The 22,706-nt window shown below is 73.0% G+C and carries 20 protein-coding genes; 13 read left to right on the top strand and 7 right to left on the bottom strand.

The genetic code is table 11. The features are described 5' to 3' along the window. Positions 1-122: 122 nt before the first annotated feature. Positions 123-1,022 (bottom strand): HhH-GPD family protein, encoded by a 900-nt coding sequence (locus ACZ7L4_RS29600; protein ID WP_450810344.1) that lies wholly within the window; start codon positions 1,020-1,022, stop codon positions 123-125. A gap of 1,054 nt (positions 1,023-2,076) precedes the next feature. Here ACZ7L4_RS29600 and ACZ7L4_RS29595 point away from each other — a divergent pair. Together ACZ7L4_RS29595 and ACZ7L4_RS29590 are read left to right on the top strand one after the other, a co-directional pair. Next, positions 2,077-3,654, top strand: a complete 1,578-nt coding sequence (locus ACZ7L4_RS29595; protein ID WP_472107423.1) for a sensor histidine kinase — start codon at positions 2,077-2,079, stop codon at positions 3,652-3,654. Continuing rightward, positions 3,642-4,319: a response regulator transcription factor gene (locus ACZ7L4_RS29590; protein ID WP_472107422.1), complete on the top strand. Its 678-nt coding sequence runs from the start codon at positions 3,642-3,644 to the stop codon at positions 4,317-4,319. The genes ACZ7L4_RS29595 and ACZ7L4_RS29590 overlap by 13 nt, the downstream gene beginning before the upstream one ends. 16 nt (positions 4,320-4,335) lie before the next feature. On the opposite strand, the gene ACZ7L4_RS29585 is transcribed toward ACZ7L4_RS29590, so the two are convergent. Further along, positions 4,336-5,001: a phosphatase PAP2 family protein gene (locus ACZ7L4_RS29585; RefSeq protein WP_472107421.1), complete on the bottom strand. Its 666-nt coding sequence runs from the start codon at positions 4,999-5,001 to the stop codon at positions 4,336-4,338. 186 nt (positions 5,002-5,187) lie between these two features. On the opposite strand from ACZ7L4_RS29585, the gene ACZ7L4_RS29580 reads away from it, so the two are divergent. Further along, the gene (locus ACZ7L4_RS29580) at positions 5,188-6,003 is read left to right on the top strand and encodes a hypothetical protein (protein WP_472107419.1); all 816 of its coding nucleotides are present in this window, start codon (positions 5,188-5,190) and stop codon (positions 6,001-6,003) included. 75 nt (positions 6,004-6,078) lie between these two features. On the opposite strand, the gene disA is transcribed toward ACZ7L4_RS29580, so the two are convergent. Both disA and radA read right to left on the bottom strand, forming a co-directional pair. Beyond that, a complete protein-coding gene (gene disA / locus ACZ7L4_RS29575; protein ID WP_450810349.1) occupies positions 6,079-7,203 on the bottom strand; it encodes a DNA integrity scanning diadenylate cyclase DisA in 1,125 nt (374 codons plus the stop codon). Positions 7,204-7,296: 93 nt separating this feature from the next. Further along, complete coding sequence (gene radA / locus ACZ7L4_RS29570; RefSeq protein ID WP_450810350.1) at positions 7,297-8,703, bottom strand: DNA repair protein RadA; 1,407 nt, start codon at positions 8,701-8,703, stop codon at positions 7,297-7,299. A 197-nt stretch (positions 8,704-8,900) separates the two neighbouring features. Between radA and ACZ7L4_RS29565 the strand changes: the two genes are divergently transcribed. Next, complete coding sequence (locus ACZ7L4_RS29565; RefSeq protein WP_472107417.1) at positions 8,901-10,586, top strand: BACON domain-containing protein; 1,686 nt, start codon at positions 8,901-8,903, stop codon at positions 10,584-10,586. A gap of 33 nt (positions 10,587-10,619) precedes the next feature. Here ACZ7L4_RS29565 and ACZ7L4_RS29560 read toward each other — a convergent pair whose 3' ends face one another. Then, a complete protein-coding gene (locus tag ACZ7L4_RS29560; protein WP_472107415.1) occupies positions 10,620-11,489 on the bottom strand; it encodes a DUF3109 family protein in 870 nt (289 codons plus the stop codon). Positions 11,490-11,569: 80 nt separating this feature from the next. Here ACZ7L4_RS29560 and ACZ7L4_RS29555 point away from each other — a divergent pair, with 80 nt between their 5' ends. The 4 genes from ACZ7L4_RS29555 to ilvD all read left to right on the top strand — a co-directional run bounded on the left by ACZ7L4_RS29555 (position 11,570) and on the right by ilvD (position 16,044). Further along, the gene (locus tag ACZ7L4_RS29555) at positions 11,570-12,520 is read left to right on the top strand and encodes a Ppx/GppA family phosphatase (protein WP_472107413.1); all 951 of its coding nucleotides are present in this window, start codon (positions 11,570-11,572) and stop codon (positions 12,518-12,520) included. Positions 12,521-12,637: 117 nt separating this feature from the next. Further along, on the top strand, positions 12,638-13,462 hold the full coding sequence (locus ACZ7L4_RS29550) for a sugar phosphate isomerase/epimerase family protein (protein ID WP_266711285.1): 825 nt from the start codon (positions 12,638-12,640) through the stop codon (positions 13,460-13,462). After that, entirely contained in the window at positions 13,459-14,067 is a 609-nt protein-coding gene (locus ACZ7L4_RS29545) for a TetR/AcrR family transcriptional regulator (protein ID WP_472107411.1), read from the top strand. The genes ACZ7L4_RS29550 and ACZ7L4_RS29545 overlap by 4 nt, the downstream gene beginning before the upstream one ends. A 123-nt stretch (positions 14,068-14,190) precedes the next feature. Beyond that, entirely contained in the window at positions 14,191-16,044 is a 1,854-nt protein-coding gene (ilvD, locus tag ACZ7L4_RS29540; protein WP_472107409.1) for a dihydroxy-acid dehydratase, read from the top strand. A 5-nt stretch (positions 16,045-16,049) separates the two neighbouring features. Here the strand turns inward: ilvD and ACZ7L4_RS29535 are convergent, their stop codons facing one another. Then, complete coding sequence (locus tag ACZ7L4_RS29535) at positions 16,050-18,164, bottom strand: protein kinase domain-containing protein (protein WP_472107407.1); 2,115 nt, start codon at positions 18,162-18,164, stop codon at positions 16,050-16,052. A 203-nt stretch (positions 18,165-18,367) separates the two neighbouring features. On the opposite strand from ACZ7L4_RS29535, the gene ACZ7L4_RS29530 reads away from it, so the two are divergent. The 5 genes from ACZ7L4_RS29530 to proC all read left to right on the top strand — a co-directional run bounded on the left by ACZ7L4_RS29530 (position 18,368) and on the right by proC (position 22,216). Next, a complete protein-coding gene (locus ACZ7L4_RS29530; RefSeq protein WP_472108137.1) occupies positions 18,368-18,613 on the top strand; it encodes a peptidase in 246 nt (81 codons plus the stop codon). Between the two features lie 58 nt (positions 18,614-18,671). Continuing rightward, positions 18,672-19,172, top strand: a complete 501-nt coding sequence (locus tag ACZ7L4_RS29525; protein WP_472107405.1) for an EamA/RhaT family transporter — start codon at positions 18,672-18,674, stop codon at positions 19,170-19,172. Positions 19,173-19,755: 583 nt separating this feature from the next. Further along, positions 19,756-20,514, top strand: coding sequence for an ABC transporter ATP-binding protein (locus ACZ7L4_RS29520; protein ID WP_472107403.1), 759 nt, complete (start codon positions 19,756-19,758; stop codon positions 20,512-20,514). Positions 20,515-20,548: 34 nt separating this feature from the next. Beyond that, positions 20,549-21,286 (top strand): ABC transporter permease, encoded by a 738-nt coding sequence (locus tag ACZ7L4_RS29515; RefSeq protein WP_472107402.1) that lies wholly within the window; start codon positions 20,549-20,551, stop codon positions 21,284-21,286. A gap of 105 nt (positions 21,287-21,391) precedes the next feature. Next, positions 21,392-22,216, top strand: coding sequence for a pyrroline-5-carboxylate reductase (gene proC, locus ACZ7L4_RS29510; protein ID WP_472107401.1), 825 nt, complete (start codon positions 21,392-21,394; stop codon positions 22,214-22,216). 249 nt (positions 22,217-22,465) lie between these two features. Here the strand turns inward: proC and ACZ7L4_RS29505 are convergent. Then, a partial coding sequence (locus ACZ7L4_RS29505) for a hypothetical protein (RefSeq protein WP_472107399.1) occupies positions 22,466-22,706 on the bottom strand: 241 nt, incomplete at its 5' end.

Below are 22,706 nucleotides of genomic sequence, written 5' to 3'. Positions count from 1 at the left end.
AAGAAGTTACGGAGGAGTTGTCACGGCGTTGTCCGTTCCGGCCAGCGGCCAACGCACGACTACCCGTCGGTTGTGTAACGAACGTAAGGGCGGCCTAAAGGTGGCCCAGGGGCGGGCCCGGATCAGCCCTGCGGGAGCCGGTACAGGCCGCCCGCGAGCGGCTCCACCAGACCGTCGTCGACCAGGCCGTCCAGGGCCCTCGCCCGCTGCACCGGCTCGTCCCACACGCGGTCGAGCACCGACTGCGGCACCGGGGCGACGGCCTCCCGCAGCACGGCGAGCAGCTTGCCGCGGACCTGGCGGTCCGTGCCGGCGTACGTCTGGCCGCGGCGCGGCGGGCCCTCGTGGGCGGGCTTGCCGGCGAGCCGCCAGGAGCACATCGCGGCGATCGGGCAGCGGTGGCACTCCTCGTTCTTGGCGGTGCACACCAGGGCGCCCAACTCCATGGAGGCGGCCGCCCACTTCGCGGCGGTGTCCTCCTCCTCGGGCAGCAGCGCGCGGGCGAGCTTGCGCTCGGCGGCGGTCGTCGCGTTCGGCGGGTACTGGACGCCGGCCACGGCGCGGGCGAACACCCGCCGCACGTTCGTGTCCAGCACGGCGTGCCGCTGGCCGTACGCGAACGAGGCGACGGCGGCGGCCGTGTACTCGCCGATGCCGGGCAGCGCGAGGAGCTGCGCGTGGCCGGTGGGTACGTCGCCGCCGTGGCGTTCCGTTATGGCGACGGCGGCGCCGTGCAGGCGCAGGGCGCGGCGCGGGTAGCCGAGCCGGCCCCAGGCGCGGACGGCCTCGCCGGGGGCCTCGGCGGCGAGGTCGGCGGGGCGGGGCCAGCGGGCGAGCCACTGCTCGTACACGGGGAGCACGCGGTTGACCGGGGTCTGCTGGAGCATGAACTCGCTGACCATCACGCCCCACGGGCCTGCCTCGGGGCGGCGCCAGGGGAGGTCGCGGGCGTGCTCGGTGAACCAGTCGATGACCGGTGCGTGGAGATCGGCGTTCTCGGGGTTCTTCGTGAGCGCAGTCATGGCGTATCCGATCCTGCCATGTGCGGGGGGCGGGGCGGGGGAGCGCGGTGCCGTCCGGCTGCGCCGGGGCTGGTACGGGGTGGGCTCCGGCTGCGTCTGGGGTGGTCCGGGGGTGGGCTGCGGCTGCGCCGGGGCGGCGCGGGGGCGGGCCGGCACCTCGGCTGCGCCGGGCCCCCGGGCCGCGCTCCGGTTGATCCGCCTTCTTGGGCTGCGCCGGGCCCGGGCCGCGTTCCGGTTGATCCGTTCCCTTCGGCTGCGCCGGGCTTCTTGGCAGCGCCGTGTCCTCGGCCGCACCGGGTCTATCGGCTGTGCCGGGCTTTGCTCATCTCCCACCCGCCCGCCCCCTCCGGGGGCTTCGGCCCGTCCGGGGCTCGGGGCGGTGTCGGGGCCGGGGCTGTTGTGGGTTTGGGCCCGCCGGGGCCCGGGGCTGTGTCGGGCTCGGGGTCGTTGTGACGGATGCGCGGTGCCGGAGCTTTTCGGCTGTGCCGTGTCCTCGGCCGCACCGGGCCTTTCGGCTGTGCCGGGGTTTGCTCATCTCCCACCCGCCCGCCCCCTCCGGGGGCTTCGGCCTACCCGGGGTTCGGGGGCTGTGTCGCGTCCGGGCCGTTGTGGGCTTGGGCCCGCCGGGGTTCGGGCCGTGTCCGGTCCGGGGCCGTCGTGACGGATGCGCGGCACCGGGCCCGGAGCCTGGCGCCCGTCGTTTATGTTGCGCGGCACCGTGGGCCGCCTTGCCCACCCTGCCGCCCCAGGCGGCAGATTGCCCAAGGCGGTTGCGGTCGGCCGGTGGGGCGGGGGGAGGCGTGGTGGCGGACTAGCCATGGCGGGGCGGACTTGTCGGCCCCTTCGGCGGAGGCGGGGCGGCCTCGTCGGTCCCGTTGGCGGAGGCGGTGGGCCGCCCACGGTGGCGTGGGGCTGCCCATGGCCGGCCCACGCCTCCGCCAACGGGACCCGGGAGGGGCCACCTCCGCCGAGGCCACCGCGGTGGGCAGCCTCCCCGCAGGACCTGACGATCGGCAGGGGCGCCCCGGTGTGCCCCGCTTGTACCGTCGGCGGAGTGAAACCCCGACGTCGGACGCTGCTGGTCGAGCTGGTGCTCTGGGTGGCGCTTGCCGTGCCCGTGGTCGGTGTCGAGTGGCTGCATCTGCACGAACCCGACAGCACCTGGCAGCAGATCGCCGGGATCGCCGTGCTCGGGGTCGCCACCGCGCTGCACCGACGGTTCCCCGCCACCGCGTTCCTGCTCGCGGCCGCGCCGGGGCTCGCCGTCGCCTCGTCCCTGTTCACGCTCTCGTACGGGTGCGCGCTCGCGGCCTTCGCGTATCTGATGGGGCTGCGTTCGCCGGCCGTGCGGTCCGCGCTTCTTGGTTTCGGGGCGGTCGCCGTCGCCGGCACCGTCAAGATCAGCGTGCGGCAGGTAGACCCCGCCGCCGAGTGGCTGGTGCTCATGGGGACGCTGCTGTTCGGCGCGGTGTTCCCGTGGCTCATCGGGCGGTACTGGCGCCAGAGCAGGGAGCTGACCGCCGCCGGCTGGGCCAGGGCCGAGCAGCTGGAGCGCGAGCACCGGATCGTCGCGGACCGCGCCCGGCTGCGCGAACGGGCCCGGATCGCCCAGGACATGCACGACTCCCTGGGCCACGAACTCAGCCTCATCGCCCTGCGCGCCGGCGCCCTCCAGGTCACCCCCGGCCTCGCCGAAGCGCACCGCACGGCCGCCGCCGAACTCCGCTCCGCCGCCTCCGATGCCACCGACCGGCTCGGCGCCATCATCGGCCTGCTGCGCGAGGAGGACGACGAGCAGGCCCCGCTCGCCCCGCCCGGCGAGACGGTCGCGGAACTCGTCGAGCGGGCCGCCGGGTCGGGACTCCCGGTGCGGCTGGTGGGCGACCCCGACACCGCGCCCGGCGCCGACGACCGCACCGCCCACCGCGTCGTCCAGGAAGCCCTGACGAACGCCGCCAAGTACGCGCCGGGCGCCCCCGTCACCGTAGAGGCGCGGCAGGACGGCACCACCACGACCGTCACCGTCACCAACGCCCGCCCGACGGAGGCACCCGCCGCGCCGTCCGGCAGCGGCACCGGGCTGCTCGGGCTGCGGGACCGGATCACCGCGCTCGGCGGCGACTTCGAGGCGGGACCGTACGACGGCGGATTCCGGGTGAGCGCGCGCCTCCCCGCGCCCGGCGCCCCGCGCGCGCACCCCGCCGACACCGGTTTCGTGCACGCCCGCCGCACCGCCAGACGCCGGGTGGGCCTGGCCTTCGGGGCCGCCTCGGTCGTGGGAACCGTCCTGATCGGCGGGGCGTTCACCTGGTACGCGTACACGAAGACGCACGCCGTCCTCACCCCGCAGGCGTACGCGCAGCTGCGTGTCGGCGCCCCCCTGGCCGACGTCGAACCGCGGCTGCCCGAGCGCACGATCAGCGATCCGCCGGTCGAGCGCGCGCCGACGCCGCCGCCCGCGCGGGCCGATTGCCGCTACTACCGGGCGAGCGGCGAACTGTTCGTGACGGTCGAGCACTTCAGGCTCTGCTTCGCCGACGACGCGTCGCACACGCTCGTCGACAAGGCGGTGATCCCCAAGGCGGGCACCGCGGACCAGGTACAGGAAGAGGAGCGGGAATGGGCGCGCTGAGCGAGCCGGGCAGACGGATCCGGGTGCTGCTCGCCGACGACGAGGCGATGGTCAGGGCCGGAGTCGCCGCGATCCTCGCCGCGGGCGGCGACTTCGAGGTCGTCGCGGAGGCCGCCGACGGGCGGGAGGCCGTGCGCCTCGCCCAGGCCCACCGCCCGGACGTGGCGCTCCTCGACATCCGGATGCCGCGCCTGGACGGGCTCGCGGCGGCGGAGGAGATCACGGGGACGGTGCCGGGGACGGCCGTCGCCATGCTGACCACGTTCTCCGAGGACGCGTACGTCGCGCGGGCCCTCGGCGGCGGCGCGACCGGCTTCCTGCTCAAGTCCGGCGACCCGCACGAACTGATGGCGGGCGTACGGGCGGTGGCCGACGGCGCCGCGTTCCTGTCGCCGAAGGTGGCCCGGCACGTCATCGACGGGCTCGGCGGCGGCCGGCTGACCCGGGAGGCCGCGGCCCGGCAGCGGGTCGCGGCGCTCACCCCGCGCGAGCGCGAGGTGCTCGGCCTGCTCGGCGCGGGCCTGTCGAACCCGGAGATCGCCGGGCGGCTGCACCTCGTGGAGGGCACGGTGAAGGCCTACGTCAGCGCGGTCCTCGACCGGTTGGAGGTCAAGAACCGCGTGCAGGCGGCCATCGTGGCGTACGAGGCGGGGCTGGTGACGTGACCACCGGCGGCGGGGTTCAGCGGCGGTGCGAACCGCGCCGGGAGCGGCCCCCGGACGCCGCGCCGTACCCGGCCCCGGCGGGCCCAGGACCGGCGAACCACTTCACCAGCCCGTTCCCCGAGCCCCGCATCGCCTCGGTCACCCGCGCCCCCGGCCGCGTCAGCAGACGGACGACGAGGAACGCGACTAGGGTGCCGAGCAGCAGGCCCACCGCGACGTCGTGCGGATAGTGCACGCCCACGAAGACGCGCGAGAACGCCATCAGGATCGCCATCGGCACCGTCAGCCAGCCGATCTTCGGCCAGGCCAGCGCGAGGCCCACGGCCGCGGCGGCGGCGATCGTGGCGTGGTTGGAGGGGAAGGACCAGTCCCCGTAGACCGGGCAGTCGATCAGGGACGGCAGGGCGCCCGAGACCGCACGGCAGGGCCGCTCCTCGTCGATCCCCGACTTGACCACCTCGCTGATCACGTACGCAAGGGCGGTGGCCAGCGGAGCGAGGACCGCGACGGCGAAGGCCTTCGGGTCGCTGCCCCGTGCCCGCCACCAGGCGACGACGAAGAGCACGGCGAACAGCAGCAGTCCGACTTCCGTCCACACCTCCATGAGGTGCTGGAACCACGACGGCGTGTCGTGGGCGAAGTCGAGGATGCTGCGATACAGGTCGGAGTCGATGGTTCCCATGGTGACGGACAGTATGCAATACCCAAGGCCTGTCACATCCAGCGATGGTCCCGGCCCGCACCTGACGATCGACAGGGGTCCAGGAGCCCGTTCGGCGGCCCGCGCGTGATGATGATCCGGAAAACTTGCGGCCCGAGGCGGCGGGTGGCACCGGACAACGGCCCGATCTCTCGTAAGGTTTGAGCCGTGGGATCTCTGCGCAATCCGATCGGGCCGCTTCCCTCCTCCATCTATTGGCGACGGAGGGTTGTTCTGCTGTCCGTGGTGGCGCTGCTCGCGCTGCTGATCGTATGGATCGTCAGCCTGGGCGGTGGCGGCCGCAACAACGGCGCCGACGGCCCCGGCGGCAAGAGTCCGACGGAGTCCATCACGCCCGGACCCTCCGGCACGGGGCCCGCGATCAGCGAACACCCCGGCGGGCGCGACGAGTCGGGCGGCTCCGGCGGCTCGGGCTCGGGCTCCGGCGGCGGTTCCGGCTCCGATTCCGGTGCGGGCTCCGGCGGTTCGGACGACGCCGCGGGCGGCGACTCCGGTGACGGCGGGGGCGGCGGCAGCGGGGGCACGTCCTCCGGGGACCAGGTCCCGGCCGGCTCCAGCCTGCCGGACTGCACGGCGGGCGGCGTGACCCTGAAGGTGCGCAGCGTCCACAACTCGTACGCGCCCGGGGACAAGCCGAAGCTCCAACTCGTCGCCAAGAACACGGCGGACAAGTCCTGCAAGGTCGACCTCGGGCCGAAGACCGCGGTGGTCACGATCACCAAGGCGGAGGGCGACAAGCCGTTCTGGTCCTCCGACGACTGCCCGTCCGGGGCGGGCCGCATGGTTCTGCGGGCGCCCGCGGGTGGCACGGTTCAGCGCGACTTCACGTGGGACCTGCGGCCGAGTGAGCCGCGCTGTGCGACGCCGCCCGCGGGTTCCGCGACGCCGGGGACCTATCTGGTCGAGGTGAAGGCAGCGCAACTGCCTGCGGCGCAGACGTCGTTCGTCCTCAAGGAGGACTGAGCCAATCAAGCCCCGCCGGCGTTTGAGGCGCGGGGCCCGGGGCAGAGCCCCGAGACCGCGCGCCGGGTGACGTTGTCAGACGTACCGCTCAAGGATCGACGACTCGGCCAACCGGGACAGACCCTCCCGCACGCTGCGCGCACGCGCCTCGCCCACGCCGTCGACCGTCTGCAGGTCGTCCACGCTCGCGGCCAGCAACTTCTGCAGGCCGCCGAAGTGTTCGACGAGGCGGTCGATGATGGCGCCGGGCAGCCGCGGCACCTTGGCGAGGAGCCGGAAGCCGCGCGGGGACACCGCCGAGTCCAGCGCCTCGGGGGAGCCGGTGTAGCCCAGGGCCCGTGCCACTATCGGCAGTTCGAGCAGTTCCGCGTGGCTGAGCGCGTCCAGCTCGACCAGGGCCTCCGCGACCGTGCGGGAGCGCTTGGCGGTGGGCTCGGGCACGTAGTCCCGCGCGACCAGCTCGCGCTCCGGCTCGACGCCCGCGATCAACTCGTCGAGCTGCAGGGCCAGAAGCCGGCCGTCCGTGCCCAACTCGACGACGTACTCGGCGATCTCCGTGGCGATCCGGCGCACCATCTCCAGGCGCTGCGCGACCGCCGTGACGTCCCGGACCGTGACCAGGTCCTCGATCTCCAGGGCGGAGAGCGTGCCCGCCACCTCGTCGAGGCGCAGCTTGTAGCGCTCCAGGGTCGCGAGGGCCTGGTTGGCGCGGGACAGGATCGCCGCCGAGTCCTCCAGGACCCGGCGCTGGCCGTCCACGTAGAGCGCGATCAGGCGCATCGACTGGGAGACGGAGACGACGGGGTACGAGACCTGCTTGCTGACGCGGTCCGCCGTGCGGTGCCGCGTGCCCGTCTCCTCCGTGTGGATCATCGGGTCCGGCACCAACTGGACGCCGGCCCGCAGGATCTTGTCGAGGTTCGAGGAGACCACGATGCCGCCGTCGAGCTTGCACAGCTCGCGCAGGCGGGTGGCCGTGAACTCCACGTCGAGGATGAAGCCGCCCGTGCACATCGACTCGACCGTCTTGTCGGAGCCGAGGACGATCAGCCCTCCGGTGTTGCCGCGGAGGATGCGCTCCAGGCCGTCGCGCAGGGCGGTTCCGGGCGCGACGGCGCTCAGCGCGGCGCGCATCAGACTGTCCGCACCGGAGCTTCCGCCGGACTTGCCGGGAGTTGCCGCCCGGTCGTTGGCTGCCACTGCACTCCTCCGGATCGCAGACTTTGGGGTGCCCTGTGGGCTCGGGGCCCTCGTCCCTCGCGTTCGCACGCACGGGCGAGACCAGGGCAAAGTCTACCGGCGCTGCTCCGGCTCCCGTGGGGCGTCTCGGCGACGGCCCTTCGGGAGCACCCGCAGAGCATCCCCTATATCGGCGACTTCCAGGACCTTCATACCGGGCGGGACCTTTCCGGGATCGGCCGGGACCAGGGCGTGTGTGAACCCGAGCCGGTGCGCCTCGGCGAGCCGGCGCTGCACGCCGGTGACCCTTCTGACCTCGCCCGCGAGGCCCACTTCTCCGATCGCCACGAGGTTCTTGGGGAGCGGGGTGTCGCTCGCCGCGGAGGCGAGGGCCAGCGCGACGGCCAGGTCGGCCGCGGGCTCGGAGAGCTTCACGCCGCCGACCGTCGCGGAGTAGATGTCGCGCTTGCCCAAGGCGCTGATCCGCCCGCGCTGTTCGAGCACCGCCAGCATCATGGAGACGCGGGAGGTCTCGAGGCCTGACGTGGTGCGCCGGGGGGAGGGGATCTGCGAGTCCACCGTGAGCGCCTGGACCTCGGCGACCAGCGGGCGGCGGCCCTCCAGGGTGACGGTCAGGCAGGTGCCCGGCACCGGCTCGTCGCGCCGGGTCAGGAACAGGCCGCTGGGGTCGGCCAGGCCCGTGATGCCCTCGTCGTGCAGCTCGAAGCAGCCGACCTCGTCCGTCGTCCCGTAGCGGTTCTTGACGCCGCGGACGAGGCGCAGGCGCGCGTGCCGGTCGCCCTCGAAGTTCAGGACGACGTCGACCAGGTGCTCCAGGAGGCGCGGGCCCGCGATGGTGCCCTCCTTGGTGACGTGGCCGACCAGGAGCGTGGACATGCCGCGCTCCTTGGAGGCGCGGATGAGCGCCCCGGCCACCTCGCGGACCTGGGACATGCCGCCGGGCGCCCCGTCGATCTCCCCGGACGCGATCGTCTGTACGGAGTCCAGGATGAGCAGCGACGGCTTCACCGCGTCCAAGTGGCCGAGGACCGTGGCCAGATCGGTCTCGGCGGCCAGGTACAGGTGGTCGTCGATCGCGTGGATGCGGTCGGCGCGCAGGCGGACCTGGGAGGCCGACTCCTCGCCCGTCACGTAGAGGGTCTTGTGCTCCTCGCTGGCCGACTTGGCCGCCACGTCCAGCAGGAGCGTGGACTTGCCGACGCCGGGCTCGCCCGCGACCAGCACCACGGCGCCGGGCACCAGGCCGCCGCCGAGCACCCGGTCCAGCTCGGGCACGCCGGTCGTCCGGGCCGTCGCCTGCTTGCCGTCGACCTCGCCGATGGGCAGCGCCGACGTCGTGACGCGGCCCGGGGCGGTGGTGCGCACGGCGGGCGCGCCGTACTCGTCGATCGTCCCCCAGGCCTGGCACTCGGGGCAGCGGCCCAGCCACTTGGCCGTCTGCCAGCCGCACTCGGTGCAGCGGTAGGACGGACGGTCCTTGGTCTTGGTACGGGCAGCCATGAACGAAACCGTAGCGGGCAGGACTGACAACGGACGCCCGCGGCCCGTGGCGCCCCCGCGGAAGTCGCCCCGCGTAGCCGTGCTGGCCACGGAATGACGGCTTCCTGTCCTCTTTTGAGGGATCGTTTCACCCGTAAGGATTAAATGTGCTCAAGGGGGAGGAAGCCCCCGCGCGGTGAGCCTACGGTCGCACGGTGATGAGCAGCAGGCCGGAAACTCCCACACAGACCACCGGCGCACACCGGGCGCAGCGCGCCGGGGCGAGGCGGCAGGGGCCGCGTACCGCCCCGCAGCGCCCGCCCGCCCGCTACGAGTCCTGTCTGGACGGCCTGTTCACCTACTGCCTCTCCGTGCTCTGCGATCACGACGAGGCGACCGAGGCCCTCGGGGACGCCCTCGCGCTCGCCGAGCGGCGCGGCTCGCGCGCCCCGTCCGGGGACTCGCCCGCCGAGCGCAGGGCCTGGCTCTACGCGCTGGCCCGCTGGTCCTGTCTGCGCCGTCTCGCGGAGGCCAATCGGCGGCGGCAGAGCGCGCAGGACAGCGGCCGCCCCGAGGACGGCCTCCTCCAGGAGGAGCGCAGGCGGCAGCTGGCCCAGCTCGCCTGGCCGGAAGCCGCGGGCACCACCCCTGAGCAGCGCGAGGCCCTGGAGCTGGCCGTGCGCCACCAGCTGTCGCCGCGCGAGGTCGCCGCCGTCCTCGGCACCGACCCCACCGCCACCCGTGAGCTGCTCTCGGCCGCGGCCTGCGAGGTCGAGCGGACCCGCGCCGCCCTGGCCGTCGTCGAGACGGGCACCTGCCCCAGCGTCGCCCGCCTCACGGGGGACAACCAGGTGCTCCTGTCGGCCGCCCTGCGCCGCGAGCTGGTCCGGCACGTCGACGACTGTCCGCGCTGCCGCCGCACCGCCGAGCGCGCCGCGCCCCGCGCCTGGCCCGGCACCTCGGTGACGCCCGCCGCGCTGCCCCTCGTGGAGGCCCCGCGGCCCGCCCTGCACTTCGCGATGAGCGGCCGGCACACCGGCGCCCCCCGCTTCGACCGGCGCGGCTACCCGATGGACCCCAAGGACCGGGCGGCCCGCCGCGACCGGCTGCGCTCGCGCGCCGTGACGACGACGGTGGTCGCCACCGTGGTCGCCGCCCCGGTGCTCGCCCTGTGGGCCGCCTACCGAGGCGCCCCGCTGACCGGCGAGGCCGCGGACGGCCGCTCCGTGACGGCCAGCGAGGACGGCACGGCGGACAGCCTCGACGGCGAGCGCACCGGCGGCGCGTACGAGAACGCGGGGAACGCGCGGACGAGCCCCGACCCCCGCTTCACCAAGGGCAGCCGCTCGCCGGACGTCTCCGTGGAGGTCACCTCGCCCCCCGGGCACGCGGGCCGCGGCCCCGGCCGCATCACCGTGGAGGCCCAGCCCAGCGGGAACGCGACGGCGATCACGCTCACCGCCTCTGGCCGCTCACCCGTCGACTGGACGGCCACCACGGACGCGTCCTGGCTGTACCTGAGCCAGGCCTCGGGCACGCTGCGTCCTGGCGAGTCGCTCACCGTCTACGTCTACGTCAATGAGTACCGGGAGCCGCGCGGGCACTGGACGGCCCACGTCGGGATCGACCCCTCCGGTGCGATCATCTCCCTTGAGGGCTACGGGAGTTCGGGCTCCGGCGGCGGCGGTGGCACCTCGCGGCCCTCGCCGACCCACTCCGTCCCGACGTCCCCGTCCGAGCCGACGCCCACGCCGACGCGCACCTCGCCGGAGCCGACGAAGGAGCCGACGACGTCGCCGAGCCCGAGCGACCCCGAGCCCACCGACTCGGCGTCGCCGACCGACTCGGCCTCGCCCTCCGGGACCGGAGGGTCCGGGTCGGGCTCGCCGTCGGGGACTCCCTGACCGCCGCCCGTCCCGGACGTCCGGATGTGCGCGTTACGCCGGGTCGGCCGGGTGCGGGGCGATCAGCGGCAGGCCCTTGGGCGCGGCCGCGAGACGCTCCTCGCACAGCTCGACCAGCTTGTCGTAGCCGGCCTTGCCCATCAGCTCCGTGAGCTCGGGGCCGTAGCTGACATAGACCGGGTCGCCCGCGCCGTGCGCCGAGGTCGCCGACGTGCACCACCAGTGCAGGTCGTGGCCGCCCGGGCCCCAGCCGCGCCGGTCGTACTCGCCGATCGAGACCATGAGCACCTTGGTGTCGTCCGGCCGCTCGACCCACTCGTACGTACGCCGGACCGGGAGCTGCCAGCACACGTCCGGCTTCGTCTCCAGGGGCTCGCGGCCCTCCTTGAGCGCCAGGATGTGCAGCGAGCAGCCCGCGCCGCCCTTGAAGCCCGGCCGGTTCTGGAAGATGCACGAGCCCTGGTACGGGCGGGTCTGGCGCTCCCCGTCCTCGTCCGTGGACACCCAGCCGGTCTCGGTGCCGACGTCGTGGTGCTGCCAGATGTCCGGCGTGAGGCGTGCCACGTGCTCCGCGACCCGCTTCTCGTCGTCCTCGTCGGAGAAGTGGGCGCCGAGCGTGCAGCAGCCGTCGTCGGCGCGGCCCAACTGGATGCCCTGGCAGCCGCTGCCGAAGATGCAGCTCCAACGGGAGGTCAGCCATGTCAGATCGCAGCGGAAGATCTGCTCGTCGTCCGCCGGGTCCGGGAACTCGACCCACGCGCGCGGGAAGTCGATGGGCTTCTCGTCCGCCTTGGCCCGCTGCTTCAGTTGCTTCTGCTGATCCTTCTGCTTCTTCAGCTCCTGCTTTGCCGACTTCGTCTGCTTGTCGCTCTTGTCGGCCTTGGCCTTTTTCGTCTTTGGCACCGTTCCAGAGTAAAGGCGACGCCGCCTTCAACAGGACCTTCCTGGACGGGCAAGCCGCCGGGGTGGGTAGCGTTCCCCATATGAGACTCGGTGTCCTCGACGTGGGTTCGAATACGGTCCATCTGCTCGTGGTGGACGCGCACCCCGGCGCCCGCCCGCTGCCCGCGCACTCGCACAAGGCGGAGCTGCGGCTCGCCCAACTCCTCGACGACCGCGGGGCGATCGGGCCCGACGGCGTGGACCTGCTGATCGGCACGGTCAGAGGGGCCCTGGAGGCCGCGGAGGACAAGGGCGTCGAGGACCTGCTGCCGTTCGCGACCTCGGCGGTGCGCGAGGCCAGCAATGCCGACGACGTCCTCGCCCGGGTCAAGGAGGCCACGGGCGTCGAACTGCGGGTGCTCAGCGGCGAGGAAGAGGCGCGGCTCACGTTCCTGGCGGCCCGGCGCTGGTTCGGCTGGTCCGCGGGCAGGCTCCTCGTGATCGACATCGGCGGCGGCTCCCTGGAGATCGCGTACGGCATCGACGAGGAGCCCGACGCCGCGGTGTCGCTGCCGCTCGGTGCGGGCCGGCTGACGGCGGGCTGGCTGCCGGGGGACCCGCCGGATCCGGACGACGTGAAGGCGTTGCGGCGGCACGTGCGGGCGCAGATCGCGCGCACGGTCGGCGAGTTCAGCCGGTTCGGGGCGCCGGACCACGTGGTGGCCACATCGAAGACGTTCAAGCAGCTCGCACGCCTCGCCGGAGCGGCGCGCTCCGCGGAAGGCCTGTACGTCCAGCGGGAGTTGAAGCGGAAGTCCCTGGAGGACTGGGTGCCGCAGCTCGCCGCGATGACCGTGCAGGAGCGCTCCGAGCTGCCGGGGGTCTCCGAGGGCCGGTCCGCGCAGCTGCTCGCCGGGGCGCTGGTGGCGGAGGGCGCGATGGACCTCTTCGCCGTAGAAACCCTCGAAATCTGCCCCTGGGCCCTCCGCGAGGGCGTCATCCTCCGCCGCCTGGACCACCTGCCGGCGGAATCAAGCCCCTCCGGCGATTGAGGAGCGGGGTCCGGGGCGGAGCCCCGAGACGTGGGCACGGACTGGGCGCAAGCTTCCGGACGGCGTGATCCCCCGGGTGGGCGCCCCACCGATACGACGGGGCCGTACCCTGTCCCCGTGGCAGAACCAGTGGTGCGCATCCCGGATGCGAAGGTCGCGCTGTCCACGGCCTCCGTGTACCCGGAGTCGACGGCGACGGCCTTCGAGATCGCCGCGCGCCTGGGCTACGACGGCGTAGAGGTCATGGTCTGGACCGATCCCGTCAGCCAGGACATAGAGGCCCTGCGCCGCCTCTCCGACTACCACCGCATCCCGATCCTCGCCGTCCACGCGCCATGTCTGCTGATCACGCAGCGCGTGTGGTCGACGGACCCGTGGGTCAAGCTCCAGCGCGCCCGGGCCGCCGCGGAGAAGCTGGGCGCGTCGACCGTGGTCGTGCACCCCCCGTTCCGCTGGCAGCGCCAGTACGCGCGGGACTTCGTCCAGGGGATCTGGCGGATGGCCGGCGAGACCGATGTGCGGTTCGCCGTCGAAAACATGTACCCGTGGCGCTACCGGGACCGCGAGATGCTCGCGTACGCCCCCGACTGGGACGTGACGAAGGACGACTACCGGCACTTCACGGTCGACCTCAGCCACACCGCGACGGCACGCACCGACGCGATGCAGATGATCGACCGCATGGGCGACCGTCTCGGCCACGTCCACCTCGCCGACGGCGGCGGCTCCGGCAAGGACGAGCACCTGGTGCCGGGCCGCGGCACGCAGCCCTGCGCCGAGCTCCTGGACCGCCTCGCGGTGAACGGGTTCGACGGGCACGTCGTCATCGAGGTCAACACACGCCGCGCCATGTCCAGCGCCGAACGCGAGGCCGACCTGGCGGAGGCCCTCGCCTTCGCCCGCCTGCACCTGGCGTCGGCCGCGCGGGTGCCGCGTTCATGACCCAGCCGGTGCGCCGCAGGGGCCGCCCCGCTCGTACGGAGACCGGGGACACCCGGGCCCGGATCCTTGACGTCGCCCGCGAGGAGTTCGCCGAGCGCGGCTACGACAAGGCTTCGGTACGCGGCATCGCCAAGGCCGCCGGGGTGGACTCGGCCCTGGTGCACCACTACTTCGGCACCAAGGAGCAGGTGTTCGCCGCGTCGATCGAGGTGGCGCTCGCCCCGGCCCTCGAGGCCCCCGCCGCCCTGGCCGACGGGCCCCTGGACGAGGTCGGCGAGCGCATGACCCGGTTCTTCTTCGGCGTATGGGAGTCGCCCGAGACCCGCGTCCCGCTGCTCGCGATCCTGCGCTCCGCCGTGAACAACGACGTGGCCGCGGGCGTCCTGCGCCGGCTCATCGCCTCCCGGCTCCTCGCGAGCATCGCCGAGCGGATCGACCTGCCGAAGGACGAGGCGGAGCTGCGGGTCGCACTGGCCGCCGCGCAGCTCGTCGGGACCGCGATGATCCGGTACGTGATGCGGGTGGAGCCCATCGCGTCGGCGGACCCGGAGCGGATCATCGCGCGGATCGCCCCCGTGGTGCAGCTGCATCTGACAGGCCCGTGAGAAGAGCCCACCGAGCAGCACGTGAGACGGCCGTCCCGGCATTCGGACACCCTGTCCAGTGCTTGGATCGGCGGCGTAGTCTCGGGAGACAGTCTTGATATCCCTCTGAAGGAGCGAGCGACGATGCCCGAGCTGAGGTCCCGCACAGTCACCCACGGCCGCAACATGGCGGGCGCCCGCGCCCTTATGCGTGCCTCCGGTGTACCCGGTGCGGACATCGGCCGGAAGCCGATCGTCGCGGTCGCCAACTCCTTCACCGAGTTCGTGCCCGGTCACACGCACCTGGCGCCCGTGGGCCGCATCGTCAGCGAGGCCATCACGGCCGCGGGCGGCATCGCCCGAGAGTTCAACACGATCGCCGTCGACGACGGCATCGCGATGGGCCACGGCGGCATGCTGTACTCCCTGCCCTCCCGCGACCTGATCGCGGACTCGGTCGAGTACATGGTCGAGGCGCACTGCGCGGACGCGCTGATCTGCATCTCGAACTGCGACAAGATCACCCCCGGCATGCTGAACGCCGCGCTGCGGCTCAACATCCCGACGGTCTTCGTCTCCGGCGGCCCCATGGAGGCCGGCAAGGCCACGCTGGTCGACGGCACCGTTCGAAAACTCGACCTGGTCAACGCGATCAGCGACGCGGTGAACGAGAGCGTCTCGGACGAGGACATCCTCCGTATCGAGGAGAACGCCTGCCCGACGTGCGGCTCCTGTTCCGGCATGTTCACCGCCAACTCGATGAACTGCCTGACCGAGGCCATCGGCCTCTCCCTGCCGGGCAACGGCTCGGTGCTCGCCACGCACACCGCCCGCAAGGCGCTGTACGAGAAGGCGGGCGCCACGGTCGTCGAGATCGCCAAGCGCTACTACGACGGCGACGACGAGTCGGTGCTGCCGCGCAACATCGCGACCCGCGCCGCCTTCGACAACGCCATGGCGCTCGACATCTCCATGGGCGGCTCGACGAACACGATCCTGCACCTGCTGGCCGCCGCCCAGGAGGCCGAACTCGACTACACCCTTGCGGACATGGACGCCGTCTCGCGCCGCGTCCCGTGCCTGTCCAAGGTCGCGCCGAACGTGGCGCCCGGCGGCACGTACTACATGGAGGACGTGCACCGCGCCGGCGGCATCCCCGCGATCCTCGGCGAGCTGTACCGCGGCGGGCTGCTCCACGAGGACGTGCACACCGTCCACTCCTCGTCGATCAAGGAATGGCTCGACGACTGGGACATCCGCGGCGGCGCGGCGACCGAGGAGGCGAGCGAGCTGTGGCACGCCGCCCCCGGCTGCAAGCGCTCCGCCGAGGCCTTCTCGCAGTCCGAGCGCTGGGACACCCTCGACACCGACGCCGCGGGCGGCTGCATCCGCGACGTCGCGCACGCGTACTCGGAGGACGGCGGCCTCGCCGTCCTGAAGGGCAACCTCGCCGAGAACGGCTGCGTCGTGAAGACCGCCGGCGTCGACGAGTCCATCTGGACCTTCGAGGGCCCGGCCGTCGTCTGCGAGTCGCAGGAGGAGGCCGTCGAGAAGATCCTGCTCAAGCAGGTCAAGGAGGGCGACGTCGTCGTCATCCGCTACGAGGGCCCCAAGGGCGGCCCCGGCATGCAGGAGATGCTCTACCCGACCTCGTACCTGAAGGGCCGCGGCCTCGGCAAGGCCTGCGCGCTCGTCACGGACGGCCGCTTCTCCGGCGGTACGTCGGGCCTGTCCATCGGCCACGCCTCGCCCGAGGCCGCCGCCGGTGGCACCATCGCGCTCGTCGAGGACGGCGACCGCGTGCGCATCGACATCCCCAACCGCGGCATCGAACTCCTCGTGAGCGAGGAGGAGCTGGCCGCGCGCCGCGAGGCCCTGGGCGGCGTCTACGCCCCCAAGTCCCGCGAGCGCAAGGTCTCGGCCGCGCTGCGCGCCTACGCCGCGATGGCCACCAGCGCCGACACGGGCGCGGTCCGCGACGTGTCGCAGCTCGGCTAGGACCCTTACGGATCGTCCGCCGTGGCGGCACCGGAGACGGTGCCGTCCGGCGCGCTCCCGTACACCCGCCCGCCGCTCACGACGGGCGCCGGAATGTCCGCCACCACCCGGTCGGAGCGGCCCGCGGGCCGGGGAGCGCTCTGGCCGACCGGACGCCCCGTGCGCCGGTCCACGGCGAGCAGCCGCCCGTCGGGGGCCGTCACGTACACGCGGTCCGATGCGGCGTCGACGGCGGGCGCGGAGCCCCGGCTCACGGAGGTCTCCGACCGCCACAGCTGCTTGCCGGACGCGAGGTCCTGCGCCACCAGCGCGCCGCCCGCCGCGAGCAGATACGCGGTGTCGCCGTGCAGCGCCGCCGTCGCGGAAGGCAGCGGCAGCGCAAGCCGTACGCGACGCGCCACCGACCCGTCTGCGAGGCGATGGCCGACGAGCGCGACGGTCCGCCCGGAGGCGTCCCGCTCCGTGCACCAGACGACCCCGTCGGACACCCCGATCGGCGTCGCGGTGCCCGGCGACCGCTGCCGCCAGCGGACCTCACCCGTCCTCGGATCCACCGCGCTCACCTGGGTGTTCGCCCCGTCGGTCGCAGGTGCGGTGGCGTAGGCGAGGCCGCCACCGACGTACGAGAGCGTGGACCGCGGCCCCACGGCGTGACGGCGGCTCCACTCCCGTCTCCCGGTCGCACCGTCGACCGCGCTGAGCGTGCCGTCCGGCGCCGCGAGGAGCACCCGCCCCGCTGCCTGGCGCACCTGCCCCTGGAACCGGGACACGTCCATCGACCAGCGGGACCTCCCCGTATCGGCCGCCATGGCGACGAGCCGGGAGCCGTCCGGGGTGAGCGCGTGCACCAGGCCGCCCGACACCACGGGCGCCGCCCCGCCGACGTCCCCCGAGCCGCCGGACGCCTTCCGCTTCCACCGCACCGAGCCGTCCCGCGGATCCAGCGACACGGCCAGCGCGCCGGGCACGGCGCAGTTCAGGCTCCCGGCCCCGTACGAGCAGGAGGGCGCGGCACCGGAACCGAGCTTGGTCCGCCAGGGGTGGAACGTGGCGGGGGAGCCCGCCGGGGCGGTCCGGGTGCCGGTGCCGGAGTCGCCTCCCGTGAGCAGGGCCGCCGTGAGCGCGCCGCCCAGGGCGAGGGCGGCCCCGGCGAGGGTGAGGAGGGTGCGGGGGCGGGGGCGCCGGCGCGGCGCGGGCGAACCGGGCTCCTGGTCAACGGGGTCGACGGACTCGGCGGTGGCGGGCTCGACCGGTTCGCGCTGCGCCGGGATGAACGCCTGGGTGTCGTACCGCGCCGAGATGTGCCGCAGCTCCGCCATCAGCTCGTCGGGCGTGGGCCGGTCCTCCGGCTCCTTCGCCAGGCAGGCGAGGACGAGCGGCGCGAGATCGTCGGGCACGCCCGACACATCCGGCTCGTCGTGCACCACCTGGTACGCCACCAGATAGGGGCTGTCGGAGTCGAAGGGGCCCCGCCCGGTCGCGGCGTGCACGAGCAGCGAACCGAGTGCGAACACGTCGGCGGCCGGGCCGACCTCGCGCGGGCGGCGGAACTGCTCGGGCGCCATGAAAGGCGGCGTACCGATCAACTTCCCCGTCTCGGTCCGCAGTTCACTGTCCTTCGGCCGCGAGATCCCGAAGTCGATGACCTTGGGGCTGTCCTCGGCGAGCAGCACATTGCTCGGCTTCAGGTCCCGGTGCACAACACCGGCGCGATGGATGTCGCGCAGCGCCTCCGCGAGCCCCGCCGTCAGGTGCCGCAGCTGGGCCGGGCACAGCGGCCCGTTCCGCTTGACGTGCTCGGCGAGGGTTGGTCCTGGGATGAACAGCGTGGCCATCCACGGCAGTTCGGCCTCGGGGTCGGCGTCCACGACCGGCGCGGTGAAGGCCCCGCTGACCCGCCGCGCGGCCGCCACCTCCTGCCGGAACCGTCCCCTGAACTCGGGGTCCTCCGCGAACTCGGCGTGCACCACCTTCACCGCGAGCGGCAGCCCCGCCGCCGACCGCGCCAGATGCACGACGCCCATGCCGCCCGCCCCGAGCCGCTCCTCGAGCCGGTAGTGCCCGGCATACTCCGGAAGTTCCGCTTCCGGACCGCTCCCGATGCTGTTGTACGACGGCATGTCCACGCCCCCCGTGGCTGATGAACGGGCCTTGCTAGCCTGCGTGTTCGACATTCCAACACACAAATTTATGCGGGCCCTCAACGAACGTTGAACGAGTCGGCCCGGCGGGGGAGGCGCAGAAAATGGCACCAGAGGAGCAGTCCGTCCGGTCCGCTCAGTCCGACCAGCCCGCTCAGTCCGTGGAAGCGGCGGCGGCGTCGATGTACTACCCGGTGGCCCCGGGCTACAACGTGAACGTCCGCAGCGGCCCCGGCACCCAGTACCGCGTGGTGCGCGTGCTGCCGCTGAGTGCGAAGGTGCCGATCTTCTGCCAGAAGCCGGGCCAGACGGTCTCGGGCCCGTACGGCACGTCGAAGGTCTGGGACAACATCGGCGTCGGCGAGTACGTCTCCGACACCTACGTGAAGACGGGCAGTGACGGCTACGTGGCGCCGCGCTGCGCCTGAGCCGCGCGATCGGACCGGGCTGCGGGACGTGCGGCCCGGTCCGGTGATAATCGAGGGCGTGAGCGACGAAACCGGCACCCCCAGCACCTCCCCGGCCCCGGGGCCCCAGCCCGAGGAGATCCGCTTCTTCGGCACGACCTGGGTCGACCACAGCGGCAACTACGGCCTGCGCCGGGCCGCGGTCGGAGTGGGCGCGCTGGCCCTGGCCGTCATCGGCTGCTTCATCCTCCGGTTCGCCTACGAGGGCCTGGCCATCGCCGACGTCGGCTCCCTCGTGAACCTGCTGCTCATCGTGATGTTCGCGGTCTGCAGCGCGCTCGCCTTCGCCCGCACCCGCACCGGTTTCACGGAGCGCCACGACCCCGAGAAGCAGGCGTCGCTGCGCGGCTTCCTGGCGATCGGCTTCGTGGGCGTCCTCATCGCCTACGCCCTGCGCTGCCTCGTCGAGGCACCGGGCGAGAAGCTCCGCCGCGAGGAGTACGAGGCGGCTCGCGCCCAGTACACCCGCCGCACCTCCCGCCGCACGGGCAACCCTTCCAAGAAAAACCGCAAGAGCTGACGGCGGGGCTTGATCCGGTCGTCTGAGCCTTGGGCAATCTGCCGCCTTGGGCGGCAGGGTGGGCAAGGCGGCCCCCGGCGCGGCCAGCACCCTCAGGCCCCGGCCCCGGAAGCCGTAGTTGACGCCTCGGGGCTCCGCCCCGGCCCCCGCTGCTCAATCGCCGCAGGGGCTTGAAATACCTACCGGCACCGCCCCACCAAGCCCCCGTTGCCCGCCCCGTTCCCCCGCCCAATTCCCCACCCACCCGCCCCCTCCAGGGGCGTAGGCCCGACGGGGCGCTGCCCCGGCTTGGGCAACCCGCCGTCGGAACGGCTCCCCACCCGTGGCGCTGGGCTGCCATCGCCTTGGGCGCTCTGCCGCCACCACGCCTCCCCACCCGTGGCGCTGGGCCGCCCCCGCCTTGGGCAATCTGCCGCCTGGGGCGGCAGGGTGGGCAAGGCGGCCCCCGGTGCCGCGCACCCATGGCGACGGGCGCCGACCCCGGCATAAGCACCGCCCCCCGTCGCCGCGCACCCAAAACCTCCGGCCCCGCCCCCGCCCCACCTTGACGCCCCCCACCCTCCGGAGGATTATTCATCGTGTGATGAATAAAACGCCACCCGCCGTGGACGCCACCGACCTCACCGTCACCCGAGGCCCCCGCCCCGTCCTGCGCGGACTGAACTTCACCGTCCCGCGCGGCCAGATCACCGGCCTGCTCGGCCCCTCCGGCTGCGGCAAGTCGACCCTCATGCGCGCCGTCGTCGGCACCCAGGCCAAGGTCACCGGCACCCTCACGGTCCTCGACCACCCCGCAGGCCACCCGAAGCTGCGCTCCCGCGTCGGCTACGTGACCCAGGCCCCCTCCGTCTACCTCGACCTCTCCATCCGCCAGAACCTCGCCTACTTCGCCTCCGTCCTGCTCCCCGGCAGGCCGGCCGCCGCCCACCGCGCCACAGAGGTCGACCGCGTCCTGACCGACGTAGACCTCACCTCCCACGCCGACGCCCTCGCCGGAAACCTCTCCGGCGGCCAGCTCAGCCGCGTCTCCCTGGCCGTCGCCCTCCTCGGCACCCCGGAACTCCTGGTCCTCGACGAACCGACCGTCGGCCTCGACCCGGTCCTCCGCCGCGACCTGTGGAACCTCTTCCACGACCTCGCCGCCCGCGGCGCCACGATCCTCGTCTCCTCGCACGTCATGGACGAGGCCGAGCGCTGCCACCGCCTCCTCCTCATGCGCGAGGGCGAACTCCTCGCCGACGACACCCCCGACGCCCTGCGCGAGCGCACCGCCACACCGACCGTCGAAGAGGCCTTCCTCCACCTCGTCGACGAAGCGAACGCGAACACCCCCGCCCACTGACGCACCCACCGACCGAAGCCCCGGGGAACCCGCCATGAACACGTACCGCACCACCGCCACCGCGCTCCGCGTCCTGCGCCAGCTCCGCCACGACCCGCGCTCGATCGCCCTGATGCTGCTCGTCCCGTGCGTGATGCTCTTCCTGCTCCGCTACGTCTTCGACGGCAGCCAGGCCACCTTCAACTCCATCGGCGCCTCGCTCCTCGGCATCTTCCCGCTGATCACGATGTTCCTGGTGACGTCCATCGCCACCCTCCGCGAACGCACCAGCGGCACCCTCGAACGCCTCCTGTCCATGCCCCTCGGCAAGGCGGACCTGATCGGCGGCTACGCGCTCGCCTTCGGCACCGTGGCCGTCGTCCAATCGGTCCTCGCCACGGGCCTCGCCCTCTGGGTCCTGGACCTCGACGTCACGGGATCGGCCTGGCTGCTCCTCCTGGTCGCTCTCCTCGACGCCCTGCTCGGCACGGCCCTCGGCCTCTTCGTCTCGGCCTTCGCGGCATCGGAGTTCCAGGCGGTCCAGTTCATGCCGGCCGTGATCTTCCCGCAGCTCCTCCTCTGCGGCCTGTTCACCCCGCGCGACCAGATGCAGCCGGTCCTGGAGGGAATCTCCAACGTCCTCCCCATGTCGTACGCCGTCGACGGCATGAACGAGGTCCTCAGGCACACCGACCTCACCGCCACCTACCTCCGCGACGTCGTGATCGTCGCCGGCTGCGCCGTCCTCGTCCTCGCCCTCGGCGCCGCGACCCTGCGCCGCCGTACGGCGTGACCCCGGGGCCTCCGCCCCGTTCCGCCCACCGGACACCACGCGAACCCCGGGCCCGCCCGATGCGAGGATGCCCCGGACGGACGACGCACACGGAAGGCCCCGCTCATGAGCCAGCACCCCCGCCACAAGGTCGCCGTACTCGGCACGGGCAAGATCGGCGAAGCCCTGCTCAGCGGAATGATCCGCGGCGGCTGGGCCCCGGGCGACCTCATGGTCACGGCCCGCCGCCCCGAGCGCGCCGAGGAACTCCGCACCCGTTACGGCGTCACCCCGGTCACCAACCAGGAAGCGGCCAGGCAGGCCGACACCCTGATCCTCACGGTCAAGCCCCAGGACATGGGCACCCTGCTCACCGAGCTCGCCCCGCACGTCCCCGCCGACCGCCTCGTCATCAGCGGCGCCGCCGGCATCCCCACCACCTTCTTCGAGGAGCGCCTCCCCGAGGGCACCCCGGTGGTCCGCGTCATGACGAACACCCCGGCCCTGGTCGACGAGGCCATGTCCGTCATCTCCGCGGGCACGCACGCGACGGCGGACCACCTGACCCACGCCGAGGAACTCTTCGGCTCGGTCGGCAAGACCCTCCGCGTCCCCGAGTCCCAGCAGGACGCCTGCACGGCCCTCTCCGGCTCGGGCCCCGCCTACTTCTTCTTCCTGGTGGAAGCCATGACCGACGCGGGCATCCTCCTCGGCCTCCCGCGCGACAAGGCCCACGACCTCATCGTCCAGTCCGCCATCGGCGCCGCCACGATGCTCCGCGACAGCGGCGAGCACCCGGTCAAGCTCCGCGAGAACGTGACGTCCCCCGCCGGCACCACCATCAACGCGATCCGCGAACTCGAGAGCCACGGCGTACGCGCCGCCCTCATCGCCGCCCTCGAAGCCGCCCGCGACCGCAGCCGCGAACTGGCCTCCGGCAACAACAGCTGACCTGCGTACGGGCCCGAGGCGTGAAGTTGACACGCCCCGGGCCCATCCGTAGTGTTCTCCGAGTTGTCCGCCGTGAGCGCCGACTCCGGTCGGTCCCCGGGCAACCATTCCGCAAGACCTCTCAAATGCACGACGACTGGCTTCTGCTCGGTCGTCGTCTGTATTTACGTGCGTCTTTGCGAAATGAGGAATCCACGTTCGAAAGGACGCGACCCCGATTAGCTCGGGGGCCGGGAATCCGCTAAAGTCTCACTCGTCGGAACGGCCCAACAGCCGGGAAGACAAGCCCCGCTGACTGGGAATCAGGCCCGAAAGGATCTGATAGAGTCGGAATCGCCGGAAAGCCGAAAGGCCGGAAAGCGAAGCGGAACCGAGGAAATCGGCCGGTGAAACGGTCTGATAGAGTCGGAAACGCAAAACAGCAAGACCGAAGGGAAGCGCCCGGAGGAAAGCCCGAGAGGGTGAGTACAAAGGAAGCGTCCGTTCCTTG

It is taken from the genome of Streptomyces sp. NPDC107575, from assembly GCF_055657265.1.
This window is presented reverse-complemented; position numbering and strand designations above follow the sequence as displayed.